The sequence below is a fragment of the Sciscionella sediminilitoris genome, assembly GCF_000737195.2.
Taxonomy (GTDB): Bacteria; Actinomycetota; Actinomycetes; order Mycobacteriales; family Pseudonocardiaceae; genus Sciscionella; species Sciscionella sediminilitoris.
In genome coordinates this window covers 1-25,292 of sequence record NZ_JALM01000003.1, presented here as the reverse complement: position 1 = coordinate 25,292, position 25,292 = coordinate 1, and the positions used below count along the sequence as shown (strand labels likewise).

Sequence of the window (25,292 nt, the reverse complement as noted above, 5' to 3'; positions counted from 1 at the left end):
TTCGTTGTCCTCAGCACGTCCGCTGCGCGCCGACGCACGCCGGAACCGCGAGGCACTGCTGGCGGCGGCGCGGGAAGCGTTCCTCAGCGGTGACACCGACTCGCACGTGGAGGAGATCGCCCGCAGCGCCGGGGTGGCCGTGGGAACGCTCTACCGGCACTTCGAGACCCGCGAAGCCCTCATCGAAGAGGTGTATCGCCAGGAAGTCGACGAACTGTGCGCCGCGCCCGCCGCACTCCTGGAGCGGTATTCCCCGGAGGAGGCCCTGCGGCGCTTCCTGCTGCTGCTCGTGGAACACGCCGCCGTCGGCAAGGGAATGTCGGTCGCGCTGGAGAGCATCATGGCCACGGCCTCTCCGGTCTTCGAGGCCGCGCGCACGCAGATGGCCGACGCCCTGACGCAACTGCTCGATGCCGGTGTGACGGCCGGTGTCGTCCGGGACGGCGTCACCGGTCCTACGCTGTTGCGCGCCCTGGGCGGTATCTGCGGAATGCGCGCCACCGAAGGCTGGCAGGACGAGGCCAGGCAGATCACCGCCCTGCTCTTCGACGGCCTGCGCTACGGTACGGCAGGCTGACGGTATGCAGGAGACTTCCGAAGACCTGGACCGGTTGCAGCGCTTGCTGGACGACTCGTACGCCGCGGCGGGCCCGCACCTGCGGTCGATCATCGGCCCGGAACGCCGGCTCGATGCCGCGGGTGTGGTCGCCGAGCTGGGGACCATGCGGGTGCTGGCGCTGGCCACCATCACGGCCCGGGGCGAGCCCCGGGTGGGCCCGGTCGACGGGTTGTTCTACCGGGGCCGGTTCCACTTCGGATCGGGCGCGGACTCCGTGCGGTTCCGGCACATCCGTGCCCGTCCCGCCGTCTCCGCTTCGGTCATCGAGGGGGAGCGGCTGCAGATCACCGTGCACGGCAACGCCCGGGAGGTCTCCCCGGCGGCGGATCCGGAACTGGCCGCGTTCCTTATCGGTGTGTACGGCCGCGAGGCCTGGGACACCTGGATGAGCGTGTTGCCGTGGGCGCGGATCGAACCCGAGCGGATGATCACCTTCGTCAACCAGGCCGCGCGGGAAACGTAGATCACAGGGTGCGTTTCGGGGCGATTTCCAGCCCCGTTTTCTTTCCTGAAAAAAATGATCATCCAGTCCTGGAATTGTCGAATCCGCTCGGTTTTTCCTGGTTTGACAGTTCGGTTTTTCCGCCCATGGACACGTCGATCGCGGATTTGTCAAATTTGCCACCGGTCCGGTTCGTGAATATCCTTCTTCGGGCAATCGGGAACGGGGTGAGCATGGAATTTCCTGGTGAGCTGCAGGCCACCTTCGTGCCGGACGAGGGCGGGTTCGCGTTCTGGGGCTTGGCCGAGCCGGTCGAGGCGGTGCGCGCGCTCGGGCTGCCCGAGGGGCGCGCGGCGGAGTGTGCGCTGGCCGTGCCGGACGGGGACCGGGTGGGCCCGGCCCGGGTGCCGAGCCGGGTGGTGGAACTGGACGCGGCCCTCCCCGCGCTGCGGGCGCTGCCGGAGGACGCGCGCCTCGCCGATTCGCTGCGGGCCTGGCGGCGGGCCGCGCGATTACTGGACGACGATGCGGGGGACCCGGAATTCGCCGATCTCGCGGCCGCGATGCCCGCCGCGGCGCACGCGGTGCTGGACGCCGAACAGGACGCGATCCGTGCCCCGGATGCGCTGCTCGGGCTGCTCCGCTCCAGCGCGGGACTCGGGCGGGCACTGGACCGGGCCGGGATCCACGCGGAGTTGCGGCCCTATCAGCGCTCCGGGCTCGCCTGGCTCACCGGTCTCGCCGGAGGCGGTGTGCTCGCCGACGAGATGGGGCTCGGCAAGACGCTGCAGGCGATCTGCCTGCTCGCGACTCGCGAGGACGGGCCGCATCTGGTGGTGTGCCCGACCTCGCTGCTCGGTAACTGGCGGCGCGAGCTGGAGAAGTTCAGCCCGCGCACCCCGGTCGTGGTACACCACGGCCCGGGGCGTGAACTCTCCGGTGAACTCGAACCGTCCACCGTGGTGGTGACCGGTTATCCGGTGCTGCGTACCGATACGGCCGCGCTCACCGGGATCGGCTGGGGTGTGCTCGTGCTCGACGAGGCGCAGCAGATCAAGAATCCCACCGCGCAGGCCACCCGTGCCGCCGCCCGGATCACCGCGCGGACCCGGATCGCGCTGACCGGGACCCCGGTGGAGAACCACCTCGAGGAGCTGTGGTCCATCGTGACGGTCACCAATCCCGGACTGCTCGGCAGCCGCGCCCGCTTCCGGGAACGGTTCGCGAACCCGATCCGGCAGCGTGGCTCGGCGAGCGCGACGAACCGGCTGCGCGGGCTGCTGGGGCCGCATCTGTTGCGCCGCACCAAATCCGAGGTGGCCACCGATCTGCCGGAGAAGCTGTATGCCACGGTCGCCTGCACCCTGACCGGGGAACAGGCTCGCGCCTACACCAGGGCGGTGGACCGCGCCTTCGGCGACGGCTTCGGTTCCGGTATCGAACGCCGCGGCCGGGTGCTGGCCCTGCTCACCACGCTCAAACAGATCTGCAACCATCCCGTGCAGGCCGGTGCCGAGGACGGAGAACTGACCGGGCGCTCCGGGAAACTGGACCGGGCCACGGAAATGCTCGCCGAGATCGCCGACGACGGGGAGCATGCCCTGGTGTTCACCCAGTACCGGGAAATGGGCGAGCTGCTGGCGCGCCATCTCGCCGGGCAGCTCGGCCTGGACACGGTGCCGTTCCTGCACGGCGGACTGCCGGTGGCGCAGCGGGACCGCATGGTCGAACGGTTCCAGCACGATCCGGATGCCGCACCCGTGCTGCTGCTTTCCCTGCGCGCGGCCGGTTTCGGGCTCAACCTCAGCCGCGCCAACCACGTGCTGCACTACGACCGCTGGTGGAATCCCGCCGTGGAGGAACAGGCAAGCGATCGCGCGCACCGCATCGGCCAGCGGCGCACGCTCACCGTGCACACCCTGGTCACGGCGGGCACCATCGAGGACTACATCGCGCGCATGCACGAGAGCAAACGGGCGCTGGCCGGAGTGGTCTCCGGGGAGTCCGAGGTGTCCGCGCTCGCCGAACTCGGTGACGAGGAACTGCACGAGGTGCTCCGCCTCGACCCGGCGGGGGTGCGGTGATGGCGGGCGAATTCGGTGTCACCCCATGGGGACGAGCCTGGCTGCGCACCGTGGAATCGGCCCGGCTGACCGCACCGGAGCCCGCGCTGCCCAGGGCGCGGAACATGGCGCGCAACGCGGAGGTGCCGGGGCCGCGGGTCACTCCGGGGCTGGTCGAGGCGGAGGTACGCGGCCACCCGGTCCGGATCGAGGTCCCGCCGTTCGAGGACCGCGAAACCGTCGTCCGCCTGCGGGCCGAGTATCCCGCCGGTGCACCGGGGGAACTCGCGGACGAGCTGCACGAGCGCCTCACCGAACAGGGGATCGGGCTCGCCGAGCTGGGCGAACAGCACTGCGGCTGCGCCAGCCGCAAACCCCGTTGCGTGCACCTGCTCGCCACGCTGTACGCGCTGACCAGGCGAATCGACGAGGAACCCCGGCTCGCCCTCACCGTGCGCGGGGTGGCACCGGACCAGGAGAACCACGGCTGGATCGCCCTCGCCGAGGTGCCTGTCGCCGGTTTCTACACCGCGCACACCCTAGACTGAACAGCGTGCGCACCCGACCGACGCTGAGCTGGACCGGTGAGACCGGAGGCTGCCCGGTCACCGGGGACCTCGACGCGATCGAGGAGGCACTGCGCACCGGCGGGGTACTGGCGCTGAGCGGGGCGGGGATCTCCACCGAATCGGGGATTCCGGACTATCGCGGCGAGACCGGCAGCCTGCGCAGACACACCCCGATGACCTACGAGGAGTTCCTGCACAGCGTGTCCGGGCGGCGCCGCTACTGGGCGCGCAGTCACCTCGGCTGGCGCACGATCGCCCGCGCCCGGCCGAACGCGGGACATCACGCGGTCGCCGGACTGCGCGCCGCGGGCCGGATCGGCGGGGTCATCACCCAGAACGTGGACGGGCTGCACACCAGCGCGGGCACCCCGGATGTGGTGGAACTGCACGGAAATCTCGATCGGGTGATCTGCCTGGGCTGCTCCCGGTACAGCGAACGGGAAGCCCTGGACCGGCGGCTGCGCGCGGCGAACCCGGACTTCACCGCGACCGCGAGCGAGGTGAACCCGGACGGGGATGTGGAGCTGGCCGAGGAAATCGTCCGCGAGTTCACCGTCGTGGACTGCGAATCCTGTGGCGGGGTGCTCAAACCGGATGTCGTGTTCTTCGGGGAGAGCGTGCCGCGCCCGCGGGTGGCGCATTGTTTCGGGCTCGTGGACCGGGCCAGCGCGGTGCTGGTGCTCGGCTCCTCGCTCGCGGTCATGTCCGGGCTGCGGTTCGTGCGGCACGCCGCCAAATCCGGCAAGCCCGTGCTGATCGTGAACAACGGTGTGACCCGCGGCGACGAACACGCCGTGCTGCGCGTGCAGCGCCCGCTCGGCACCGCGCTCACCGAGCTCGGCGCCCGGCTCGCCCATCCGTGAACACAGCGTTGTGATGTAATCCCGTGCCGTGTCGGGAGAAATGTCCGGAGCAGTACCGGGAGAAGTCAAACACCGCTGGTTGATCATCGCCTGGGCGAGCATCGCGGTCGCCGTCGCGGTCTACGTGCTCGCCGTGCTCACCCCCGTGGGGCAGGCCCTGGAGAACGCCGCACTGCGCGGTGCGGACCAGGCCGCCGCGGCCGAGAGCGGGCAGGCGGACACCGCGCTGGGCCGGATCACCGTGTACTCGCTGGCCGCGGCCGTAGTCGTGGTCGCCGCCGTCGGGCTGCTGCGCAGGCGGCTCGACCTGACCATCGCCGCCGTCGGGGTGATCGGGCTTGGCCAGGTGGTGACCCAGGCGCTCAAACGGTTCGTGCTGCCGCGCCCGGAGCTGGTCCCGGTCTCCGATGCCTACCAGGGCAACAGCCTGCCGAGCGGGCACACCACCATCGCGATGACCGTGCTGTTCGCCGTGCTGATCGTGCTGCCGCACCGCTGGCGCGGGGTGGCCATGTTCTTCGTACTGAGCTGGGCGGTCTGGATCGGGGCCTACACGATCACCGCGAAATGGCACCGGCTCTCCGACACCCTCGCCGCCGACGCGGTCTCGCTGGCCATCGCCTGCTTCGCCTCGGTGTGGCTGGCCCGACGTGGCCTGGTCAGCGCCTACGAAGGTCCGCGGAAGATCCCGCGAGTGCTGATCGCGGTCTTCTTCGGCGGGGTCGCCGCGGCCTCGCTGGCGCTGGGCCTGGTCCTGTGGCTGGTGCCGATCGGGACGGAAGGATTCGCCGAGACCGTGCGCACCAACACCTGGACGGTGTACCTGGGTGCGGGTTCGCTGGCCGCGGCGGGTTCGATCCTGGCCGCCCTGGTCTTCCTGGCCAGCTGGCGCAGGCTGCAGACCGAGCGGCCGGATCCTCACAGTTCCTCGGCGCCGACCAGCGCGGCCTCCTCGGGCACCGTGCGCTGATCCTTGCCCCTGCCCAGCAGCAACAGCCCGGCGATCACACAGCAGACCGCGGCGACCAGGAACGGCGCGTGCGGGAAACCGGTCCACTCCGCGATGTGGCTGACCAGGATCGCGGCCGCGGCGCCACCGAGCCAGCGGCAGAAGTTGTAGCCACCGCTCGCGACCGGGCGCGGGGCCGGGCTCACGCTCATCGCGGTCCCGGTGAACAGGGTGTTCAGCAGGCCCGAGACCAGACCGGAGACGATCACCAGCACCACGACCAGCGGTTTGCTCGGCACGATCAGCACGGCCATCAGCACGGCGTAGGCGAGCACGGAGAGCGCGGTGGCGTGCCGTTCCCCGAGCTTGCCCGCGAGCTTCGGCGCCAGGAACACCCCGGCCACCGCGACCGCGAGGCCCCAGCCGAAGAACACCAGCCCCACCTCGATGGCGGAGAACCCGAGCACGAACGGAGTCCAGGCGAGCACCGTGAAGAACGCGAAGGTGTACAGCGCCGAACCGATCGAGGTGCGCAGCAGGCCGCCGTGGCGCAGCGCGCGCAGCGGATCGGAGATGCGGATGCGTTCCCGTTGCAGGTGGTTGTCCTTGGCCAGGAACACCACGCACAGCACGAGACCGACCGCCATCAGCACCGCGGTGCCCAGGAACGGCCCGCGCCAGGAGATCGAACCGAGCAGCGCGCCGAGCAGTGGCCCGATCGCGAGCCCGACCCCGAGCGCGGCCTCGTAGAGCAGGATCGCGCCCTTCTGCCCGCCGGTGGCCGCGCCGACGATCACCGAGAGCGCAGTGGCGATGAAGAAGGCGTTGCCCAGACCCCACAATCCGCGCAGCGCGATCAGCTGGCCGATATCGCCGGCCAGCGCGCACACCGCCGTGGCGATCACGATCAGCGCCAGCCCGGTGACCACGGTGCGCTTGGCGCCGAACCGGGCACTGCACGCCCCGGTCACCAGCATCGCGACCACCTGAACCCCCAGATACGAGGCGAACAGCAGGGTGACCTGGGAGGGGCTCGCGTTCAGCCCCTTGGCGATGGAGAGCAGGATCGGGTCGACGAGGCCGATCCCCATGAATGCGATCACCGCGGCGAATGCGGTGATCCAGACTTGTTTCGGTTGTCCTTTCAACGCGTCGAGCAGGCGCGGATGCGCTTCGGTGCTCATCGGCTATCAGTCGTTCCTTCCTGAATCGGCAGGTGCTTCCTGGTCGAGCAAGCGCTCGAATGCGGGGATCGCGGCCGCGATCGCCGTCCGGTCCGCCGTGCTGAGCCCGGTGAGCCGGTCGCGGATGAACTCCTCCCTGGCCGCCACGACCTCGTCGTAGAACCGCCGCCCGGTCTCGGTGAGCTCGACCCTGGTCGCCCTGCGGTCCGCGGGATCCGGGACCCGGCGCACGATTCCCATCCGTTCCAGGCGGCCGATCACGTTCGTCATCGAGGGCAGCTGAACCCCCTCGGCCTCGGCGAGCGCGCTCATCCGCGCCGGTCCGCCCTCCACGAGGGCGCGCACGATCGAACCCTGGGTCAGGGTCAGCTGATGCTGCGGGGTCTGGCGCCGGGCGACGTAGTACAGCCGGAACACCAGCGGCCGCAGCGCTGCCGCGAGATCGGTGATCGGATCATTCACTTAGCCAGTCTAACATTTTTTATTAGTGTGGCTAAGTAATTTGTGTCTCAGAGTGCGTCTCGGGAGCTCTCGTCCCTCGCGAGCGGGAGCCAGATCGCCGGTGTCCTGCTGGGCACCCGCCCCGGGATCGGCAAGGCGACAACGCCGCGAGGCGCCGATATGGCCCCCGCGCAGCAGGACATGGAGCTCTCAGATGTGCTCTCAACCGTGGCAGACTCATACGCGGCGCTGGCGAAAGGAGAACGCATGGGTGGCACGGACGCGCGGGTCGCGGTGATCGGGCTCGGGGCGATGGGCTCGAACGCCTTGTGGCGGCTCGCCGAACGGGGTGTGGAGGCGATCGGGATCGAACAGTTCGCCGCCGGGCACGACCGGGGTTCCTCGCACGGGGACACGCGGCTGTTCCGCACGGTGTGCCTGGAACATCCGGGCCTGGTCCCACTCGCGCGGCGGGCCGCGGAACTGTGGCGCGAACTCGAGGAACGCACCGGGACCCACCTGCTCGAGCTCACCGGGGGACTGACCATCGGGGCGCCGGACTCGCCGCTGGTGACCGCGACCAGGCAGGCGGCGGAGGTGAACGGGGAACGGCTGGCCGAGGTCGACCTGGCCACCGAGTTCCCGCAGCACCGGCCGATCGCACCGGGGCACATCGCACTGCGCGACGAGAATGCCGGTGTGGTGCGTCCGGAGCGCGGGGTGACCGCGGCCTGCCAGGCGGCGGAACGGGCCGGGGCGCAGACCGTGTTCGGCAGCCGGGTGCGCGAGGTGACCCCGGACGAGGACGGGGTGCTGGTGCGCACGACGGACCGGGATTACCGGGTGGAACAGGTGGTGCTGACCACGGGGGCCTGGTTGCGCGCCTTCGCGCCCGGAATCCCGCTCGAACCGTTCCGCACCCCGCAGACCTGGTTCACCCCGCGCGCGGATCCCGAAGCCTTCGCGGTGGACCGGTTCCCCACCTTCATCCGCCAGTTCGACGACGGGCCGCGGATGTGGGGGCACGGCGGGATGGACGGCGGTGACCCGAAATGCGGGCCCGCGGACAACCCGGCGTATCCGCCCGCCGATCCGGACGCGCTGGACCGGCGGGTGCGGCCGGAGGACCGGGAACTGATCGGTTCGCTGGTGCGGCGCGGGATCGAGGGCCTGGATCCGGAACCGAGCAGGGTGACCATCTGCATGTACACCAAGACCCCGGACGAGCAGTTCGTGCTCGGGCGCATCGGGGATCGTGTGGTGCTCGGCGGCGGGGGCAGCGGGCACGCCTTCAAACACGCCACCGCGCTCGGCGAGGCGCTCGCGGACACGGTGACCGGAGAGCCCTCGTTCACCGATCTGTCCTTTGTGGACCCGAAGCGGTTTGGTTGAGGAGAAGGCATGACTTTCCTGCCCGAGGACGGATTCCCGCTGTGCTCGATCCCGAAGGCCTACGCCACCGATCGCCCGGATCAGGTGGCCGTGCGCTGTGGGAACGAGGAACTGACCTGGTCGCAGTTGCATCTGGCGAGCAACCGGGTGGCGCACGGACTGCGTGAGCGCGGGGTGGCACCGGGGTGGATCGTGTCGCTGCTGCTGCCGAACTCCTGCGCGGCGATCGTGGCACTGTTCGCCTGCTACAAGGCCGGCGCCATCCCGCAACCGCTCTCGGCACGGCTGGCCGAGCAGGAGCGCCGGGAGATCCTGGAGCTCGCCGATCCGGGCGCGGTCCTCGAGGGAACCGCCGCGGTCGACGAGCTCTCCGGGTATTCCGATGCGGATCTGCCCGAGGTGATCGCCCCGTCCTGGAAGGCGCCGACCTCCGGCGGGTCCACCGGACGGCCGAAGATCATCCTCGCCGGTCGCGAGGCGGTCTACCGCGGACTCGACGCCCTGGTGTGGGGCATCGAGCCGGGGGAGCGGTTGCTGCTGCCCGCCCCGCTGCACCACAACGCGCCGCTGTGCGTGGCCAGCTATGCCCTGTTCGGCGGCGGCACGGTGACCATGCTCGAACGGTTCGATCCGGAGGCCACCCTCGCCGCGGTCGCCCCGAACGCGATCAGCTGGCTGTACCTGGTGCCGACCATGATGCGCAGGATCGAGGCGCTTTCCCGGTCCGTGCGCACCGGCTACGACCTGTCCTCGCTGCGCATGGTGTGGCATGTCGCCGCGCCGTGCCCACCGGCCACCAAACGGGCCTGGATCGACTGGCTCGGCCCGGAGCGGATCTGGGAGCTCTACGCGGGCACCGAGGCGCAAGCGGGCTGCACGATCTCGGGCACCGAGTGGCTCGAGCATCCCGGTTCGGTCGGTGCCCAGACCTGGGGTGAGCTGGCCCTGTTCGACGAGGAGGGCGCGCGGGTGACGACGCCGCGCACCCCGGGGGAGGTGTACACCAGGGTCACCCCTGGCGAGCCCGCCTCCTACCGCTACATCGGCGCCGAGGCCAAGGAACTACAGGGCTGGGCCTCACTCGGGGACGTCGGCGAATTCGACGAGGACGGGTACCTCTATCTGCACGACCGGCTCACCGACATGATCCTGGTCGGCGGGGTGAACGTCTATCCGGCCGAGGTGGAGAACGCCATCCTCGAGCATCCCGGTGCCCTGTCCTGCGCGGTGATCGGACTGCCGGACGGTGACCTCGGCAGCCGGGTGCACGCCATCGTCGAAGCGGCCGGGGTGACCGAGTCCGAACTCGCCGCGCACCTGGAACCACGGCTCTCCGCGCACAAACGGCCGCGGACCTTCGAACTGGTCACCGAGCCACTGCGGGACGACACCGGAAAGGTACGCCGCGCCGCCCTGCGCGCCGCGCGGATGTGAGCGGGCTACAGCGCCGTCTGGTAGCCCTCCCGTAGCGGCCCGCCTGCCCGGTCGAGCACCTGGTTCGCGAGCGCGCGCAGTGCCACCGGATCGGCGAGTGCGGCGCTGAGCTCCTCGGCGAGGCGGGGATCGTGCTCGCGCAGCTCACGCAGCAGCCATTTCCCGGTTCCCTGCCAGTGCCGCCCCTCGAGCAGGGCGAGTTGCGCGGTCTTGGTGAGCAGCCGGGCCGAGATGAACGCGGTCTCGGCCGGGTCGGCACTGCCGGTGAGATCGTCGAGCAGATCGGTCAGTTCGAAGCGGTGCGCCGCGAGTTCGGCCCCGGTCGCCGCGGCGGGACCTGCGGCGAGCCTGCCGCGCATCTCCTCCTGCAGGCGCGAACCTAGATCCCGGCGGTCGGCGAGGATCACTCCCTCGGCGATCAACCGGGGAACCCCGGGCCAGCGGCGGGCGAGCTGGTCCGCGCAGGCGGCGGACAGGGTTCGCTCGTCGTGTTCGAGCACTTCCACCGGCCAGCCCTGCCAGTGCAGCGCGTGGTGGGTCGCCCGCTCGCGGGGCGCGGTGACCACCAGCATGTCCAGATCGGAGGTCGCCGTCCTGCGTGGGGTGAGGACGCTGCCGCCCACGATCACCAGCTGCGCCGCGCCGAAGCGGTGGCGCGCCAGATCGCGCGCCGCCCTGACCGGATCCAGTTCCTCGTGCACCGGACCAGGATCGCACCCGCTCGGTCGGCGTAGTGATGTTCGGGGACATCGGTGACGAACATGTGCCCCGGGGCGTGGGTGATCGCGAACGGCGGGCGCCACGACCAGGTTCGCCTGCGTGTATCCGGGTGCGAGTCCGGCGCTCGGACGGCGCAGCCCGGCGCGGAACCGGGCGCACACCGCGGCCGGTTCGATCTCCACGCCGGGCAGGGATAGCTGGATAGGATGCCCGGGGACAGGGATGTCACAGGCACGCTGATGACGAGGAGGTCACCGGTGATGGCACGGACGGTTCGCGAGGTGCGGGCGTACACGGTCCGCGGCGGCGGCGCGGACTACCACGACCAGCAGGGCGGGCACTGGATCGACGACCGGATCGCCACGCCGATGTCGAAGTACCCGGCCTACCGGGAGAGCCGCCGGTCCTTCGGGCTCAATGTGCTCGGCACCCTGGTCGTCGAGGTCGAGGCGGACGACGGGACGATCGGGTTCGGCGTGACCACCGCGGGGGAACCGGGCGCGTTCATCGTGGAGCGCCATCTCGCCCGCTTCCTGGAGGGCGCGCCCGCGCACGAACTGGAACGCATCTGGGACCAGATGTACTCGGCGAGCCTGTTCTACGGTCGCAAAGGCCTTGTCCTCAACGCGATCAGCGCGATAGACCTCGCGCTCTGGGACCTGCTCGGCAAGCTGCGCGGGGAGCCGGTGTACGCGATGCTCGGCGGGGCCGTGCGGGATCGCCAGCCCTTCTACGCGACCGGGGCGCGCCCGGATCTCGCGGAGGGCATGGGGTTTCTCGGCGGGAAGATGCCGGTGCACAACGCGCCCGCCGACGGGGCGGCCGGGCTCGCCGAGACCGTGGAACAGTTCCGCGCCATGCGCGATGTGGTGGACGCGGATTTCTGGCTGATGGCCGACTGCTGGATGGCACTCGACGTGGACTACGCGACCCGGCTCGCGGGCGCGCTGCACGAGGTGGGGCTGCGCTGGCTGGAGGAACCGCTGATCCCCGACGACTACTGGGGCTATGCCGAGCTGCGCACCCGGATGCCCAAGGGAATGCTGCTGACCACCGGGGAACACGAGGCCACCCGCTGGGGTTTCCGGATGCTGCTGGAGATGCGCTGCTGCGACATCATCCAGCCGGATGTCGGCTGGTGCGGCGGGCTCACCGAACTGCTGCGGATCTCCGTGCTCGCGGAGAGCGCGGGAGTGCTCGTGGTACCGCACGGTTCGAGCGTGTACTCGTACCATTTCGCGATCACCAGGCAGCACAGCCCGTTCTCCGAGTTCCTGATGATGCACCCGCGGGCGAGCGAGGTGGTGCCGATGTTCCATCCGCTGCTGCTCGGCGAACCGGTGCCGGAGAACGGAACCCTTTCCCTGGACGAGACCCCCGGATTCGGAGTAGAGCTGAACCCGGAATGCGCGCTGGAGCGGCCGTACACCCACGGATAGTCCAGGAGGAGTGCTCGTGCGAACCGAGAACGAGGAACTGACCTACGCCCAGTATCTGCGCCTGGACCTGCTGCTGTCCGCGCAGCGCCCGCGCACCGATCCGGAGCTGCACGATGAGCTGCTGTTCATCGTGCAGCACCACACATCCGAGCTGTGGTTCAAGCTGATCATCCACGAGCTGCGCTGGGCATGCGCGCGGCTGCGCGGCGATGATCTGCGTGCCGCGCTCAAGGCGATCGCGCGGGTCAAACACGTGCAGCACCAGCTGTTCGAGCAGTGGGCCGTGCTGGAAACCCTGACCCCGGACGAATTCATCGCGTTCCGCCACGTGCTCAAGCAGTCCTCGGGCTTCCAGTCGGCCCAGTACCGGGTGGTGGAGTTCATGCTGGGCAACAAGAACGCCGAACTGCTTCCCGTGTTCGACGAGGACCCGGAAGGGCAAGCGCTGCTGCGCACCGCGCTGGAGGAGCCGAGCCTCTACGACGAGTTCCTGCGCTACCTGGCCCGGGCCGGTCATCCGGTTCCCGCCGAGGTGCTGGACCGGGATGTGCGCGCCCCGCACACCGAGCACGCCGGGATCACCGCGCTGTTCGCCGGGATCTACCGCGGCCCGCACGAGCACTGGCAGCTGTGGGAGACCTGCGAGGAGCTGGTGGATCTGGAGGAATCCTTCCAGCTGTGGCGGTTCCGGCACATGAAGGCGGTGGAACGGATCATCGGGAGCAACCGGGGCACCGGCGGCTCCTCCGGGGTGGAATTCCTGCGTGCCGCGCTCGATTCCCGGTTCTTCCCGGAAATCCTCGCCGTGCGAACGGAACTGGCGCACTCGTGATCACCAGGGAACAGGCCGTCGCGGCCGACCGCGCGGACGAACTGGGCCGGTTCCGGGACCGTTTCCTTCCGGTCGAGGACGAGCAGGTGATCGCCTATCTGGACGGGAACTCGCTCGGCAGGCCACCGCGCGAGGTATGGGAACGGCTGCGGGAGCTCGTGTTCGCCCAGTGGGGCACCCGGATGATCCGCTCCTGGAGCGAGGGCTGGCTGGAACTGCCGCAGGTCCTCGGTGACCTGATCGCGCAATCCTGCCTCGGCGCCGGGAACGGGCAGACGATCCTCGCCGACTCCACGAGCGTGTGCCTGTACAAGGTGCTGCGCGGGGCGCTCGCGCTGCGGCCCGGGCGCACCGAGATCGTCACCGATGCCGACAACTTCCCGACCGACCGCTATCTGGTGGACGCGGTCGCCGCCGAACTCGGCCTGACCGTGCGCTGCGTCGAACCCGAGCGGGACGGCGGGGTTACCGTCGAACTGCTGCGCGAGGTGGTGAGCGAGCGGACCGCGCTGGTCACTCTCTCGCACATCGCCTACCGCTCCGCCTTCATCGCGGACATGGCCGCGATCAACGAGCTCGCGCACGCGGCGGGTGCGCTCACCGTGTGGGACCTGTGCCACAGTGCCGGCGCGATCCCGGTCCGGCTCGAGGACAGCGGCACCGATTTCGCCGTCGGATGCACCTACAAGTTCCTCAACGCCGGACCGGGCGCGCCCGCTTTCCTCTACGCCCGCGCCGGGCTGCTCGAGGAGTTCACCCAGCCGATCACCGGATGGATCGGCGCCGCGGATGTGTTCGCGATGGAGCGGGATTACCGCCCGGCGCCCGGGATCCGCCGAGCGCTGTCCGGTACCCCTTCGGTGCTCGCGCTCGCCGGGGTCGCCGCCGGTGCCGGGCTCACCGCGGAGGCGGGCATCGCGGCGATCAGGGCGAAATCGCTGGCACTGACCGGGATGATCCTGGAAGCCCAGCGGGAATGGTTGCGGCCCTTGGGTTTTCGGCTCGCCAGCCCGGAGAAGGACGCGCTGCGCGGCGGGCACGTGACCCTGGAACACGAGCGCGGGGCCGAGCTCGCGCAACGGTTCATCGAGCACGGGGTGATCGTGGATTTCCGGCATCCGGACGGAATCCGGCTCGGCCCCGCGCCGCTTTCCACCGGATTCGCCGAACTGTGGGACGGGCTGGCCCGGATCGGAGAGCTGACGTGACCAGGTTTCTCGAACTGGAGGGCTGCTTCAATTTCCGTGATCTCGGCGGCTATCGCACATCCGGTGGCGGCACCCTCGCCACCGGACTGCTCTACCGCTCCGATGGCCTGCACCGGCTCACCGCGCGCGGGCGGGACGGGTTCGCCGCGCTCGGCATCCGGACGGTGCTCGATCTGCGCGCCGAGGAGGAGACGCTGCGCAGGCCGTGGACTCCGCCGGAGAACTGGCGCGGGCGCCGCCGGGTGCTGCCGCTGCGCCCGGAACCGCCGGTGTGGTCCGCGACCGAGCTCGAGCGCGCCGATCCGGCCTTCGCCGCCGAGCACTACCTGGACACCACGCGCACCGGGGCGACCGCGCTGGGCGCGGCGTTCACCGAACTCACCGCACCGGAGCGGCTGCCCGCGGTGTTCCACTGCGCGGCGGGCAAGGACCGGACCGGGGTGCTGGCCGCGCTGCTGCTCGCCGTTCTCGGCGTCTCCGAAGAGGTGATCGCGGCGGACTACGCGCTCAGCGAGCAGGCCACCGCGCGCTGGGTGGCCTCGCTCGCCGCGGGGAACGAGGACGACACCCCGCCCGCGTTCGCCACGCTGCCGCCCGCCATGCTGCACGCGAAACACGAGACCATGCTCGTGTTCCTGCGCGGTATCACCGAACTGCACGGTTCGGTGACCGGATTCCTCACCGGTCTCGGTGTCCGCGAGGAACAGCTGGACCAGCTCAGGTCGGCACTGGTTCGCTGAGCCAGTTCGCGCCGAGCCTGGCCAGCTGTGCCCGCGGCGACCCGAACAGCACCGCGGATCCGTGCGCCCGCTTGAAATAGTGGTGCGCCTCGTGCTCCGCGGTGATCGCGATCCCGCCGTGCAGCTGGATCATCTCCGCGGCGATCGCGGAGAAGGCCTCGCTGCTCTGGATCCGGGCGATCGCCGACCGCTCCGGGCCGGGTTCGGCCGCGGCGGCGCAGCAGGCCGAGCGGGCCGCTTCGAGTTGCACGTGCGCGTCCGCGAGCCGGTGCTTGATCGCCTGAAAACTCCCGATCGGGCGGCCGAACTGCACCCGCTGTCCGCAGTAGGCGATGGTCTGTTCGAGACAGTGTGCCGCGGCCCCGAGCGATTCGGCGCCCAGCGCGAGGCAGGCGCGGTCCCGCAGTGGGCCGAGCGCATCGCCCAGTTCGCCGCCGATCCGCGTGGCAGGGACCCGGTCCGCCGTCACCCGCGCCAGCGGCCGCCCGGGATCGAGGGTGGCCACCGCGCGCACATCCGCGCCCTCACCGAGCTCGAACAGCCCGATCCCGTCCCCGGTTTCGGCGAACGCCAACAGGATGTCCGCCGCCGCGCCGTCCAGCACGTAGTGCGCGGTCCCGGAAAGGTAGCCGTCCTCGGCGCGCAGTGCCGGTGCCGCCCAGTCGCCCTCGACTCCGGTCCACGCGAGCGCGGCCGTGCTCTCCCCGGAGGCGATGTCCGGCAGCAGGCGGGCGCAGGCCGCCTCGTCCCGGCTGGCGAGCAATGCCTGCCCGGCGAGCACCACCGAACCGAGCATCGGGCCGGGTGCGAGCACCCTGCCCAGTTCCTCGAGCACCACCTGGGTTTCGGCGACGCCCGCGCCGAAACCGCCGTATTCCTCGGGGATCTCCAGCGCGGCGACCCCGATCTCCGCGCACAGCCGTGGCCACGGATCCGGGTTCCCCGCCGCGAGCAGGGCGCGCACGCTCTCGGCGAGGGCGCGCTGCTCGCTGGTCGGGAACCCCGCGTTGCTCGTCGAGATCACGGCTCCTCCCGTGTTCCGTGCAGCACCCGGTCCCGGTGGAAGGCGTTCCCGCCCCAGGCCGCGCACGCCGCGCGGATCTTGGTCAGCCACAGGGAAAGCTCGTGCTCGCTGGTGTAGCCGATCGCGCCGTGCACCTGCAGTGCCGCCCGCCCGGCCCGGTCCGCCGCCCGCGCGCAGGCGCGTTTCGCGGCGGATACATCCCAGGACGAAAGGGTGATCGCGGCGCCGTGTACCAGTGGACGGGCCAGCTCCAGCCCGATGTGCGCCTCGGCGAGCTGGTGTTTCACCGCCTGGAAGCTGCCGATCGGGCGGCCGAACTGGGTGCGCGCCTTGGCGTACTCGACCGCCATGCGCAGCGCGCCCGTGCCGAGGCCGAGTAACTGGGCGGCGCAGGCGAGCGCGCCGAGTTCGAAGGCGCGCGCCCCGGCCGCGCGCACCGCTGGCCCCTCCGCGCGGACGCCCGCCTCGGGATCCACCTCGAACAGCCGCCGGGTCGGATCCACCGAGCCGAGGGTCGCGGCGGGAGTGCCGAAGCACAACCGCTCGCCCTCGAGCACCGCGAGCACCGAGGCGAGGTCGGCGTCCAGGGCGTACGGGGTCAGCGGCAGGGACCGCACACTGGCCAGCGCGGACCCGGAAGCCAGTTCCGGCAGCCATTTCGCGCAGTCGTCCACCTCGGAGAGTTCGGCGAACAGCGCGGGAACGAAGGCGATGCTCTCCACGAGCGGGCCGGGCACCGCGTGTTCCCCGAGCACCCGGAACGCGGTGACCAGATCCGGTCCCTCCGCACCGAGGCCACCGTGCTCCTCGGGGACGGCGAGCCCGGTGACCCCGAGCTCGGCCAGCCCGGACAGGATCGTGCGCCCCGGAGCGTGGTCCCCCGCCGCCCAGGCGCGCGCCGCTTCCGGGACGCGGGCCGCGTCGAGCAGGGCGGTGATGCTCTCGGCGAACTGTTCGCGTTCGGTTTCCAGTGTCAGTTTCATCGGTCACCCCGTGGCAGGCCGAGAATGCGTTCGGCGATCAGATCCCGCTGGATTTCGTTGGTGCCCGCGTAGATCGGCCCCGCGAGGGAGAACAGGTACCCGTCCAGCCAGGGATCGCGGCACTCGGCGAACGGGCCGCGCAGCTCCAGTGCCGTCTCGTGCATCGCGATGTCCAGTTCGGACCAGAACACCTTGTTCACGCTGGATTCCGCGCCGAGCGAGCCACCGTCGGCGAGCCTGCTCGCGGTCTCGAAGGTGGAGAGCTGATAGGCGCGGGCCCCGATCACCGCATCGGCCACCGCGTCCGCGGCATCCGCCGGTTCACCGCCCTCGCCCCAGAATTCGCGCAGCCGCCGCGCGGTCGCCAGGTAACGGCCGGGGCTGCGCAGGGAGAGCCCGCGCTCGTTGCTCGCGGTGCTCATCGCGACCCGCCAGCCCCCGCCCGGTTCGCCGAGCACATCCGCGTCGGGCACGAACACCCGGTCGAAGAAGATCTCCGCGAAGCCCGGTTCCCCGTCCAGCTGGGGGATCGGGCGCACGGTGACCCCCTCGGCGCGCAGATCGAAGAGGAAATAGGTGAGGCCGCGATGGCGCACCGCGTCCGGATCGGTGCGGAACAGGCCGAAACCCCGGTCGGCGAACGCGGCCCGGGAACTCCAGGTCTTCTGCCCGGAGAGCAGCCAGCCGCCCTCGGTCCGTTCGGCACTGGCGCGCAGTGCGGCCAGATCGCTGCCCGCCTCCGGTTCGGACCAGGCCTGTGCCCAGATCTGGTCGCCGTTCGCCATGCTGGGCAGGATGCGCGCGCACTGTTCCTCGGTGCCGTGCGTGAACAGGGTCGGGGCGAGCAGGAAGATCCCGTTCTGGCTCACCCTGCCCGGAGCGCCCGCCGCGTAGTACTCCTCCTCGAAGATCAGCCAGTGCAGCAGCCCCGCGTCCCGGCCACCGTACTCACGCGGCCAGGAAACCACCGAGAGCCGTTGCTCGGCGAGCTGGTGTTCCCAGGCCCGGTGCTGCTCGAAACCCTCCGCGGTGTCCATCGAGGACAGTGCGGGTGCGTTGTCCCGCAACCAGTCGGCGACCTCGGTGCGGAACGCGCGGGCTTCCTCGTCGAATTCCAGGTCCACGCTAGGCCCCGCTTTCCCGCATGGAGCGGGCATCCTGGCCGCCGAGCGAATCCGTGGATGTCTCCGCGTTGTGCGCGTGCGCGAGGTGGTGCAGCCCGAAGGCCGCGTCCATCCCGGACCGCATGCCCATCAGATCCTCGGCCTGGTTGACCGCTTTCTTGGCCAGCGCAAGACCGAAGCGGGGCATCGTGGCGATCTGCTCGGCGGTCTCGAACACCCGCTCCTCGAGTTCGGCGCGCGGTACCACCTTGGACAGCATGCCGAGCTCATAGGCCCGCTTCGCGTCGAAACGCTGCCCGGTGAACAGTGCCTCCTTCGCGCCCCTCGGCCCGAGCACCCAGGGGTGGGCGAAGTACTCGACCCCGGGAATTCCCATGCGCAGCACCGGATCGGCGAAGAACGCGTCCTCGCTCGCGATGATCAGATCGCACACCCAGGCCAGCATCAGCCCGCCCGCGATGCAGGCGCCCTGCACCATCGCGATGGTCGGCTTCGGCAGCTCCCGCCACCGGCGGCACATGCCGAGGTAGACCTCCATCTCCCTGGCGAAGCGATTGTCCCCGCCGCTGGCGCCGACATGGTCCCACCACTGCACCGCGCGCCGCTCGAAGCTCTGGTCCACATCCCGGCCGGGAGTGCCGATATCGTGGCCCGCCGAGAAATGCTTGCCGGAACCGGCGAGCACGATCACCCCGACCTCGTCGTCGTTCACCGCGCGGGTGAACGCGTCGTCGAGCGCGTAGGTCATCGCGGAGTTCTGGGCATTGCGGTATTCGGGACGGTTCATCGTCACCACCGCGATGCGCCCGCGCCGCTCGTAGCTGACCACCTCTTCAGCCATGCTGTTCCTTCTCCTCTGTGTTTTGCGGGCCACCCGCACCCGGTCGGCTCCATGACCGCGGGAAACGATCAGGATCGGTCATTACGCCTCCTCTCGCAGAACCCGTTTGAGTACCTTGCCCGCGGCGTTGCGCGGCAGCGTCGCGGTGAACTCGACCGCGCGGGGGACCTTGTAGTTCGCCAGCCGGGTGCGGCAGAACTCGATCACGTCCGGTTCGGTGAGCCCGCTGCCCTCCTCGGTCACCAGATAGGCCTTGCCGACCTGGCCGAGCCGTTCGTCGGGCATCCCGATCACCGCCACATCGCGCACCCCGGAGAGGCCGTGTAGCTCGTGCTCGATCTCGGCCGGGTAGACGTTGAATCCGCCGCTGATGTACATGTCCTTGAGCCGGTCGGTGATCCGCACGTTCCCGTTCTCGTCGAGCACCCCGACATCCCCGGTGTGCAGCCAGCCGTCCGCGTCGATCGCGTTCGCGGTGGCGATCGGATCGTCCAGGTAGCCGAGCATCACATTGGGGCCGCGCAGGCAGATCTCCCCGTTCGCGGCGATGCGCAGCTCGAAGTCCGCGGTGACCCGGCCCGCGCTGTGCGCCACGGTCTCGATGTCGTCCTCGGGGGAGCACAGGGTCGCCACCACCGCCTCGGTGAGCCCGTATCCGGTGAGCACATCGCGGAATCCGAGTTCGGTGCGCATCCGCTCGATCAGCGGCACCGGCACGGTCGCGGCCCCGGTCACCGCCAGCCGCAGGGTGCCCCCGCTCGGGCGGCGCGGCCGGTCCAGCAGCGACTGGTACACCGTCGGCGCGCCGGGCAGCACGGTGATTCCCTCGGACTCCACCAGGTCCAGTGTGCGGCCCGGTTCGAAAACCGCCTGTGGCACAAGGCAGACGCCGTACAGCAGGCAGGCGAGGATGCCCGCCTTGTAGCCGAAACTGTGGAAGAACGGGTTGATCGCCAGGTAGCGATCGCCCTCGCGCAGTCCGGTGCGCGCACCCCAGGCCTGCGCGACCCCGATCGCCTGCCGGTGCGCGCTCATCGCCCCCTTGCTGCGCCCGGAAGTCCCGGAAGTGAACAGGATGTCGGAAAGATCATCGCCCGTGACGGGGATGTCCACCGGCCGTGCGGGCAGGTCACGCCATTCGTGCACCCCCGGTTCCGCGGGCTCCTCGGTTTCCACCGGGATACGCAGCACCGTCCCGGGCAGCCGGACACCTTCCTCGGCCGCGCTGGAGCGCAATGCGGCCAGCCGGTCGGTGTCCAGGAACGTGCCCGCGATCACCAGCGCCCGTGCCTGGCTGCGGCGCACCACATCGAGCATCTCCGGGCCGGTGAACCGGGTGTTGACCGGGACGAGCACTCCGCCCGCGTACTGCGCGCCGAGCGCGGCGACCACCCAGTGCCAGGTGTTCGGCGCGCACAGCGCGATCCGGTCACCTGCCCGGATACCCTGCTCGGCGAAGAATCCGGCGAGCATGCGCACCTGCTCGTGCAGTTCGGTGAACGACAGCCGGGTTTCCCCGTCGACGATCGCCTCACCCGCGCCGAACCGCTCGGCAGCCGAGGCGACCGCTTGCGGTGTCGTCTGGATCGGCACGTTCTACTCCTTACCTAGCAAGTGCTTGGTAGGCTACGCTAGCTTTCGTCCGTTGGCCAGATGTCCGCCGCGATGGAGGTTCCGGTGACCGCAGACCCCGATCTCGCCGGGTTCCGGCAGCAGGTCCGTGCCTGGCTCGAGGAGAACCTGCGCGGCCGGTTCGCCGAGCTGCGCGGCCTCGGTGGGCCGGGAAGCGAACACGAGGCGTTCGAAGCCCGCCTGGAGTGGGAACGCCATCTCGCCGCGGCGGGCTGGACCTGTCTCGGCTGGCCCGCCGAACACGGTGGGCGCGGGGCGAGCCTTGCCGAGCAGGTGGTCTTCCACGAGGAGTACGCCGCCGCGAATGCCCCCGCAGGGGTGAACCATTTCGGGGAGCAGCTGCTCGGCCCGACGCTGATCGCCTATGGCACCCCCGAACAGCAACGGCGGTTCCTGCCCGAGATCCGGGCGATCGAGGAGCTGTGGTGCCAGGGATATTCGGAACCGGGCGCGGGATCGGATCTCGCCTCGGTGCGCACCACCGCGCGCCTCGAGGACGGCGAGTGGGTGATCGACGGGCAGAAGATCTGGACCTCGCTGGCGCACCTGGCCGACTGGTGTTTCGTGCTCGCCCGTACCGAACCGGGTTCGAAACGGCACGCCGGACTGAGCTATCTGCTCGTGCCGATGAACCAGGAGGGCGTGACCGTCCGCCCGATCGAACAGCTCACCGGGACCAGCGAGTTCAACGAGGTGTATTTCGACGGCGCGCGCACATCCGCGGATCTCGTCGTCGGCGAACCGGGCCAGGGCTGGCGGGTCGCGATGGGCACGCTCACCTTCGAACGCGGCGTTTCCACCCTCGGCCAGCAGGTGCGGTTCCGCAGGGAATGGGAAGGGGTGCGCGCGCGGGCGGCGGCGAGCGGGATGCTGGCGGATCCCGGGTTCGCCGAGGAACTTAGCCGCTCCCGGCTCGAGCTGGAGGTGATGCGCGAACACGCGCTGCGCACCCTCGGAATGTCCGAGAAGGACGGGGGAGCGGGGCAGGCCTCGGTAGCGAAACTGTTGTGGGCCAACTGGCATCGCCGCCTCGGTGAACTCGCCGTGCGCGCGGAGGGCGCCGCGGGACTGACCGCCGAGGACGGCCTGGACCAGTGGCAGCGGCTGTACCTGTTCAGCAGGGCGGACACCATCTACGGCGGCTCCAACGAGATACAGCGCAACATCATCGCCGAGCGGGTGCTCGGCCTACCGAAAGAGGCGCGATGACGGACATGCTCACCGGAAAAGTGGTCGTGATCACCGCGGCCGCGGGAACCGGGATCGGCTCGGCGGCCGCTCGGCGCTGCCTCGAGGAGGGTGCGCGCGTGGTGCTCAGCGACCGGCACGAGCGCCGGCTCGGCGAGACCCGCGATGAGCTCGCCGCCGACTATCCCGGTTCGGTGCTCGCCACCCCGTGCGATGTGTCCTCGACCGAATCGGTGGAGGAGCTGATGTCCTTCGCCGCCGGGCAGTGGGGGCGCATCGACGTGCTGATCAACAACGCCGGGCTCGGGGACACCTGCTCGGTGCTCGAGATGACCGACGAGTCCTGGGCCAAGGTGCTGGATGTGACGCTGAACGGCACCTTCCGCGCGACCCGCGCCGCGCTGCGCAGAATGGTCGAGCAGGGTAGCGGGGCGGTGGTGAACAACGCCTCGGTGATCGGCTGGCGCGCGCAGCCCGGGCAGGCGCATTACGCGGCGGCCAAAGCCGGAGTGATGGCGCTGACCCGGTGTGCGGCCATGGACGTTGCCGAGCACGGAATCCGGGTGAACGCGGTCGCGCCGAGTCTGGTCATGCATCCCTTCCTGGAGAAGGTGACCACCGGCGAGCTGCTCGAGGAGCTGACCGCGAAGGAGGCGTTCGGGCGTTCGGCCCGTCCCGAGGAGGTGGCGAACGTGATGGTGTTCCTGGCGAGCGAATATGCTTCCTATCTGACCGGCGAGGTCATTTCGGCGAGCAGCCAGCATCCGTGAACGAGCAGGGGAGAAACGATGAGCGAGGCGGCGGCACATGAATAAGGGCAAACAGCGTAAGGATTCGGGCTCCTCGGTGCGCAGGGCGCAATTGCTCGGCCTCGCCGCGAAACTGTTCGCCGAACGCGGTTTCCGGTCGACGACGGTGCGCGATATCGCGGACGAGGCGGGTATTCTCTCGGGCAGCCTCTATCACCATTTCGACTCCAAGGAATCGATGGTGGACGAGATACTCACCGATTTCCTGGACGAGCTTTTCGGTAGTTACGCCGAAATCATGCGCACCCAGACCGATCCGCGCGAGGCGCTCGAGGCCTTCGTGCTCGTCTCCTTCGAGGCGATCGAGCGGCGGCCATCGGATGTGGCGATCTACCAGAACGAATCCGCGCACCTCGCCCAGTTCGAACGGTTCTCCTATCTCGCGAAACGCAATGCCGAATTCCGCGGGTACTGGACCGATATGCTCAACAAGGGGGCCGCGGACGGAGTCTTCCGCGATGACCTGGACATCGAGCTCACCTACCGGTTCATCAGGGACACGGTGTGGCTCGCGGTGCGCTGGTACCGCCCGGACGGGGCGCTGACCGCGGGCGCGATCGCCAAGGAATACCTGGCCATCCTGATCGACGGGATCGGGGTCGGGGACCGGAAAAAGTTGAAGGAGGCGTAATGACCGAGGCTTACATCATCGACGCGGTCCGCACCCCGGTCGGGCGCAAGGGCGGTGCGCTCTCCGGAGTGCACTCCGCCGACCTCGGGGCACACGTGCTCGCCGCGCTGCTGGCGCGCACCGATGTCGACCCGGCGACCGTCGACGACGTGATCTTCGGCTGCGTGGACACCCTCGGTCCGCAGGCCGGCAACATCGCGCGGACCGCGTGGCTCGCCGCGGGATTCCCCGAATACGTGCCCGGAGTCACCGTGGACCGGCAGTGCGGATCCTCGCAGCAGGCGGTGCAGTTCGCCACGCAGGCCGTGCTCTCCGGAACCGCCGACGCGGTGATCGCGGGCGGAGTGCAGAACATGAGCGCGATCCCCATCGCCTCGGCCATGACCGTCGGCGAACAGTTCGGTTTCCCGACCCCGTTCGAAGGCTCCATCGGCTGGGAGAAACGCTACGGCGACGTCGAGGTCTCCCAGTTCAACGCGGCCGAACTGATCGCCGAATACTGGGAGATCTCCCGCGAATCCATGGAACTGTTCGCTTTGGACAGTCACACCAAGGCCCTGGACGCCATGCGCGCCGGGCGCTTCGATGCCGAACTCGCGCCCTACGGCGAACTGCGCGCCGACGAAGGCCCGCGCGCCGACACCAGCCTGGAGAAGATGTCCGGGCTCAAACCCCTGCGCGAAGGCGGGCGGATGACCGCCGCGCTGGCCAGCCAGATCTCCGACGGGGCGAGCGCCGCGCTCGTGTGCTCCCCGCGCTACGTCGAACAGCACGAACTCCGCCCCAGGGCACGGGTGCACCACGTCTCCGCGCGCGGCGCCGACCCCGTCTACATGCTCACCGGCCCGATCCCGGCCACCAAACACGCACTCGAACGCACCGGCCTTTCCGTCGCCGACATCGACGTGTTCGAGGTGAACGAAGCCTTCGCCAGCGTCGTGCTCGCCTGGCTCACCGAAACCGGCGCCGATCCCGCACGGGTCAACCGCAACGGCGGAGCGATCGCGCTCGGCCACCCCATCGGCGCCAGCGGCACCAAACTGCTCGCCACCATGCTGCACGAACTCGAACGGGTGCAGGGACGGTACGGGTTGCAGGTGATGTGTGAAGGCGGCGGGCAAGCCAACGTCACCATCATCGAACGGATCTGAGGTCGGCGAACCCCGTTCGGGCGATTCTGCCTGAACCGCCCGAACGGGGCCTCTTCACTGGTAGTATAGATATTATGAGCACTGGGGAATTCGGAACGATACTGTCGAGCCGGGAGTGGCTTGACCGGTTTGTTGAGCAGGCCGCAGCGGTGCGCCGTGCTGAGGCGGAGTTGTTGCATCAGCTTGCGGAGTTGGACAAGGAGGGTGTGCCGGTCGAGTTCGGATACTGTGGTTCGGCGGCGGCTTTTGCCCAGGATGTGTTGCGGATCAGTCGTGCCGAGGCCCGTCGGATGGCCGAGCGAGCACGGGTCCTGTTCGGTGCGCTCGGGATCAGTGGGGAACCACTGTGCCCGGATCTGCCGAACACCGCCGAAGCGTATTCGCGTGGTGAGGTCGGTATCGAGCATGTGGATCGGATCCGTACATTTGCCGCCGAGCTTCCAGCGGAGGTACTGCTCGGGGACGCGTGGCCGATCGCAGAAACGGCCCTTGCCGAGATCGCTGGTGAGGTGGGTCCGCGTGGGCTCGTCCGGCCGATCCGGGAACTGCGGGCGCGCCTCGACCCGGACGGGCCCGAACCCACCGACCATGAACTCGCCCGTCCGGATCGGGAAATCTGGCTCCGGCAACACGCCAATGACTGGGAAATCCGGGGACACCTGGGCTACGAAACCGGGTTGAAACTGCGCAGCGTTCTCGACGCACTCGGCACACCCGATGCGCGTACCCCAGTAGAACGCGACGCCGACGCGTTCGCCGAGATCGTCCAACTCGCCGCGAACCCCGAAAACCTCCCCGAGAACGGCGGCGAACCGTTCACCATCATGGTCACCATGCCCGAACAGAGCCTGCGCGAAGGCATCGGCCACGCCACGACTCAAAGAACACGACCCATCCGACCGGCGACACCCGGCTTACCGCAGGCCGGATTGGTATCTACCAACACAGCATCCCCACCATGCTCGGGTCAGACGGCGAAGTACTCGACATGGGCTGCCGCGACCGCACCGCACC

Annotated in this window: 25 protein-coding genes; 17 read left to right on the top strand and 8 right to left on the bottom strand. The window is 69.8% G+C overall.

The features are described from left to right. The first annotated feature begins 4 nt into the window (after positions 1 to 4). The 6 genes from AD72_RS00565 to AD72_RS00540 all read left to right on the top strand — a co-directional run bounded on the left by AD72_RS00565 (position 5) and on the right by AD72_RS00540 (position 5,526). A complete protein-coding gene (locus AD72_RS00565) occupies positions 5 to 577 on the top strand; it encodes a TetR/AcrR family transcriptional regulator (RefSeq protein ID WP_037344481.1) in 573 nt (190 codons plus the stop codon). Between the two features lie 4 nt (positions 578 to 581). After that, positions 582 to 1,082, top strand: coding sequence for a pyridoxamine 5'-phosphate oxidase family protein (locus AD72_RS00560; protein ID WP_031464329.1), 501 nt, complete (start codon positions 582 to 584; stop codon positions 1,080 to 1,082). 212 nt (positions 1,083 to 1,294) lie between these two features. Next, positions 1,295 to 3,145 carry a DEAD/DEAH box helicase gene (locus tag AD72_RS00555; RefSeq protein WP_031464328.1) on the top strand — a complete coding sequence of 617 codons (1,851 nt, stop codon included), beginning with the start codon at positions 1,295 to 1,297 and terminating at the stop codon, positions 3,143 to 3,145. Next, positions 3,145 to 3,672, top strand: a complete 528-nt coding sequence (locus AD72_RS00550) for a hypothetical protein (RefSeq protein WP_037344447.1) — start codon at positions 3,145 to 3,147, stop codon at positions 3,670 to 3,672. Before AD72_RS00555 ends, AD72_RS00550 begins: the two co-directional genes overlap by 1 nt. A 5-nt stretch (positions 3,673 to 3,677) precedes the next feature. Then, positions 3,678 to 4,556: an NAD-dependent protein deacetylase gene (locus AD72_RS00545; protein ID WP_031464326.1), complete on the top strand. Its 879-nt coding sequence runs from the start codon at positions 3,678 to 3,680 to the stop codon at positions 4,554 to 4,556. Between the two features lie 40 nt (positions 4,557 to 4,596). Continuing rightward, the gene (locus tag AD72_RS00540; RefSeq protein WP_037344444.1) at positions 4,597 to 5,526 is read left to right on the top strand and encodes a phosphatase PAP2 family protein; all 930 of its coding nucleotides are present in this window, start codon (positions 4,597 to 4,599) and stop codon (positions 5,524 to 5,526) included. Here the strand turns inward: AD72_RS00540 and AD72_RS00535 are convergent. Then, positions 5,475 to 6,689 (bottom strand): MFS transporter, encoded by a 1,215-nt coding sequence (locus AD72_RS00535; protein WP_031464324.1) that lies wholly within the window; start codon positions 6,687 to 6,689, stop codon positions 5,475 to 5,477. The two genes, AD72_RS00540 and AD72_RS00535, sit on opposite strands and share 52 nt — an antisense overlap. A 6-nt stretch (positions 6,690 to 6,695) precedes the next feature. After that, positions 6,696 to 7,151 carry a MarR family winged helix-turn-helix transcriptional regulator gene (locus AD72_RS00530; protein WP_031464323.1) on the bottom strand — a complete coding sequence of 152 codons (456 nt, stop codon included), beginning with the start codon at positions 7,149 to 7,151 and terminating at the stop codon, positions 6,696 to 6,698. 246 nt (positions 7,152 to 7,397) lie between these two features. Here AD72_RS00530 and solA point away from each other — a divergent pair, with 246 nt between their 5' ends. Next, entirely contained in the window at positions 7,398 to 8,522 is a 1,125-nt protein-coding gene (gene solA, locus AD72_RS00525) for an N-methyl-L-tryptophan oxidase (RefSeq protein ID WP_031464322.1), read from the top strand. A 9-nt stretch (positions 8,523 to 8,531) separates the two neighbouring features. Then, positions 8,532 to 9,956: an AMP-binding protein gene (locus AD72_RS00520; protein WP_031464321.1), complete on the top strand. Its 1,425-nt coding sequence runs from the start codon at positions 8,532 to 8,534 to the stop codon at positions 9,954 to 9,956. Between the two features lie 5 nt (positions 9,957 to 9,961). On the opposite strand, the gene AD72_RS00515 is transcribed toward AD72_RS00520, so the two are convergent. Continuing rightward, positions 9,962 to 10,657: a nucleotidyltransferase domain-containing protein gene (locus AD72_RS00515; RefSeq protein WP_051897634.1), complete on the bottom strand. Its 696-nt coding sequence runs from the start codon at positions 10,655 to 10,657 to the stop codon at positions 9,962 to 9,964. 279 nt (positions 10,658 to 10,936) lie between these two features. On the opposite strand from AD72_RS00515, the gene rhmD reads away from it, so the two are divergent. From rhmD to AD72_RS00495, 4 genes are read left to right on the top strand one after another with little or no spacing between them, the layout of a single operon-like run. Beyond that, on the top strand, positions 10,937 to 12,115 hold the full coding sequence (rhmD, locus tag AD72_RS00510; protein ID WP_031464319.1) for an L-rhamnonate dehydratase: 1,179 nt from the start codon (positions 10,937 to 10,939) through the stop codon (positions 12,113 to 12,115). Between the two features lie 16 nt (positions 12,116 to 12,131). Beyond that, a complete protein-coding gene (locus AD72_RS00505; protein ID WP_051897692.1) occupies positions 12,132 to 12,947 on the top strand; it encodes a tryptophan 2,3-dioxygenase in 816 nt (271 codons plus the stop codon). Next, positions 12,944 to 14,155: a kynureninase gene (locus AD72_RS00500; protein ID WP_343123691.1), complete on the top strand. Its 1,212-nt coding sequence runs from the start codon at positions 12,944 to 12,946 to the stop codon at positions 14,153 to 14,155. The genes AD72_RS00505 and AD72_RS00500 overlap by 4 nt, the downstream gene beginning before the upstream one ends. Continuing rightward, complete coding sequence (locus AD72_RS00495; protein WP_031464316.1) at positions 14,152 to 14,895, top strand: tyrosine-protein phosphatase; 744 nt, start codon at positions 14,152 to 14,154, stop codon at positions 14,893 to 14,895. The genes AD72_RS00500 and AD72_RS00495 overlap by 4 nt, the downstream gene beginning before the upstream one ends. On the opposite strand, the gene AD72_RS00490 is transcribed toward AD72_RS00495, so the two are convergent. The 5 genes from AD72_RS00490 to AD72_RS00470 form a co-directional block, all read right to left on the bottom strand. Further along, complete coding sequence (locus tag AD72_RS00490) at positions 14,873 to 15,919, bottom strand: acyl-CoA dehydrogenase family protein (RefSeq protein ID WP_031464315.1); 1,047 nt, start codon at positions 15,917 to 15,919, stop codon at positions 14,873 to 14,875. The two genes, AD72_RS00495 and AD72_RS00490, sit on opposite strands and share 23 nt — an antisense overlap. Beyond that, positions 15,916 to 16,902, bottom strand: a complete 987-nt coding sequence (locus AD72_RS00485; RefSeq protein WP_031464314.1) for an acyl-CoA dehydrogenase family protein — start codon at positions 16,900 to 16,902, stop codon at positions 15,916 to 15,918. The genes AD72_RS00490 and AD72_RS00485 overlap by 4 nt, the downstream gene beginning before the upstream one ends. Beyond that, the gene (locus AD72_RS00480; RefSeq protein WP_031464313.1) at positions 16,899 to 18,026 is read right to left on the bottom strand and encodes an acyl-CoA dehydrogenase family protein; all 1,128 of its coding nucleotides are present in this window, start codon (positions 18,024 to 18,026) and stop codon (positions 16,899 to 16,901) included. Before AD72_RS00480 ends, AD72_RS00485 begins: the two co-directional genes overlap by 4 nt. A 1-nt stretch (position 18,027) precedes the next feature. Further along, positions 18,028 to 18,867, bottom strand: coding sequence for an enoyl-CoA hydratase (locus tag AD72_RS00475; RefSeq protein ID WP_031464312.1), 840 nt, complete (start codon positions 18,865 to 18,867; stop codon positions 18,028 to 18,030). Positions 18,868 to 18,948: 81 nt separating this feature from the next. After that, positions 18,949 to 20,460, bottom strand: coding sequence for a FadD3 family acyl-CoA ligase (locus tag AD72_RS00470; protein WP_031464311.1), 1,512 nt, complete (start codon positions 20,458 to 20,460; stop codon positions 18,949 to 18,951). A 60-nt stretch (positions 20,461 to 20,520) separates the two neighbouring features. Between AD72_RS00470 and AD72_RS00465 the strand changes: the two genes are divergently transcribed. The 5 genes from AD72_RS00465 to AD72_RS00445 all read left to right on the top strand — a co-directional run. Beyond that, complete coding sequence (locus AD72_RS00465) at positions 20,521 to 21,708, top strand: acyl-CoA dehydrogenase family protein (protein ID WP_082468690.1); 1,188 nt, start codon at positions 20,521 to 20,523, stop codon at positions 21,706 to 21,708. After that, on the top strand, positions 21,705 to 22,457 hold the full coding sequence (locus AD72_RS00460) for an SDR family oxidoreductase (RefSeq protein ID WP_031464309.1): 753 nt from the start codon (positions 21,705 to 21,707) through the stop codon (positions 22,455 to 22,457). Before AD72_RS00465 ends, AD72_RS00460 begins: the two co-directional genes overlap by 4 nt. Before the next feature lie 37 nt (positions 22,458 to 22,494). After that, the gene (locus AD72_RS00455; protein WP_031464308.1) at positions 22,495 to 23,127 is read left to right on the top strand and encodes a TetR/AcrR family transcriptional regulator; all 633 of its coding nucleotides are present in this window, start codon (positions 22,495 to 22,497) and stop codon (positions 23,125 to 23,127) included. Further along, positions 23,127 to 24,278 carry an acetyl-CoA C-acetyltransferase gene (locus tag AD72_RS00450; protein WP_031464307.1) on the top strand — a complete coding sequence of 384 codons (1,152 nt, stop codon included), beginning with the start codon at positions 23,127 to 23,129 and terminating at the stop codon, positions 24,276 to 24,278. Before AD72_RS00455 ends, AD72_RS00450 begins: the two co-directional genes overlap by 1 nt. Positions 24,279 to 24,352: 74 nt before the next feature. After that, on the top strand, positions 24,353 to 25,292 hold a 940-nt coding region (locus AD72_RS00445), incomplete at its 3' end, for a DUF222 domain-containing protein (RefSeq protein ID WP_231644694.1).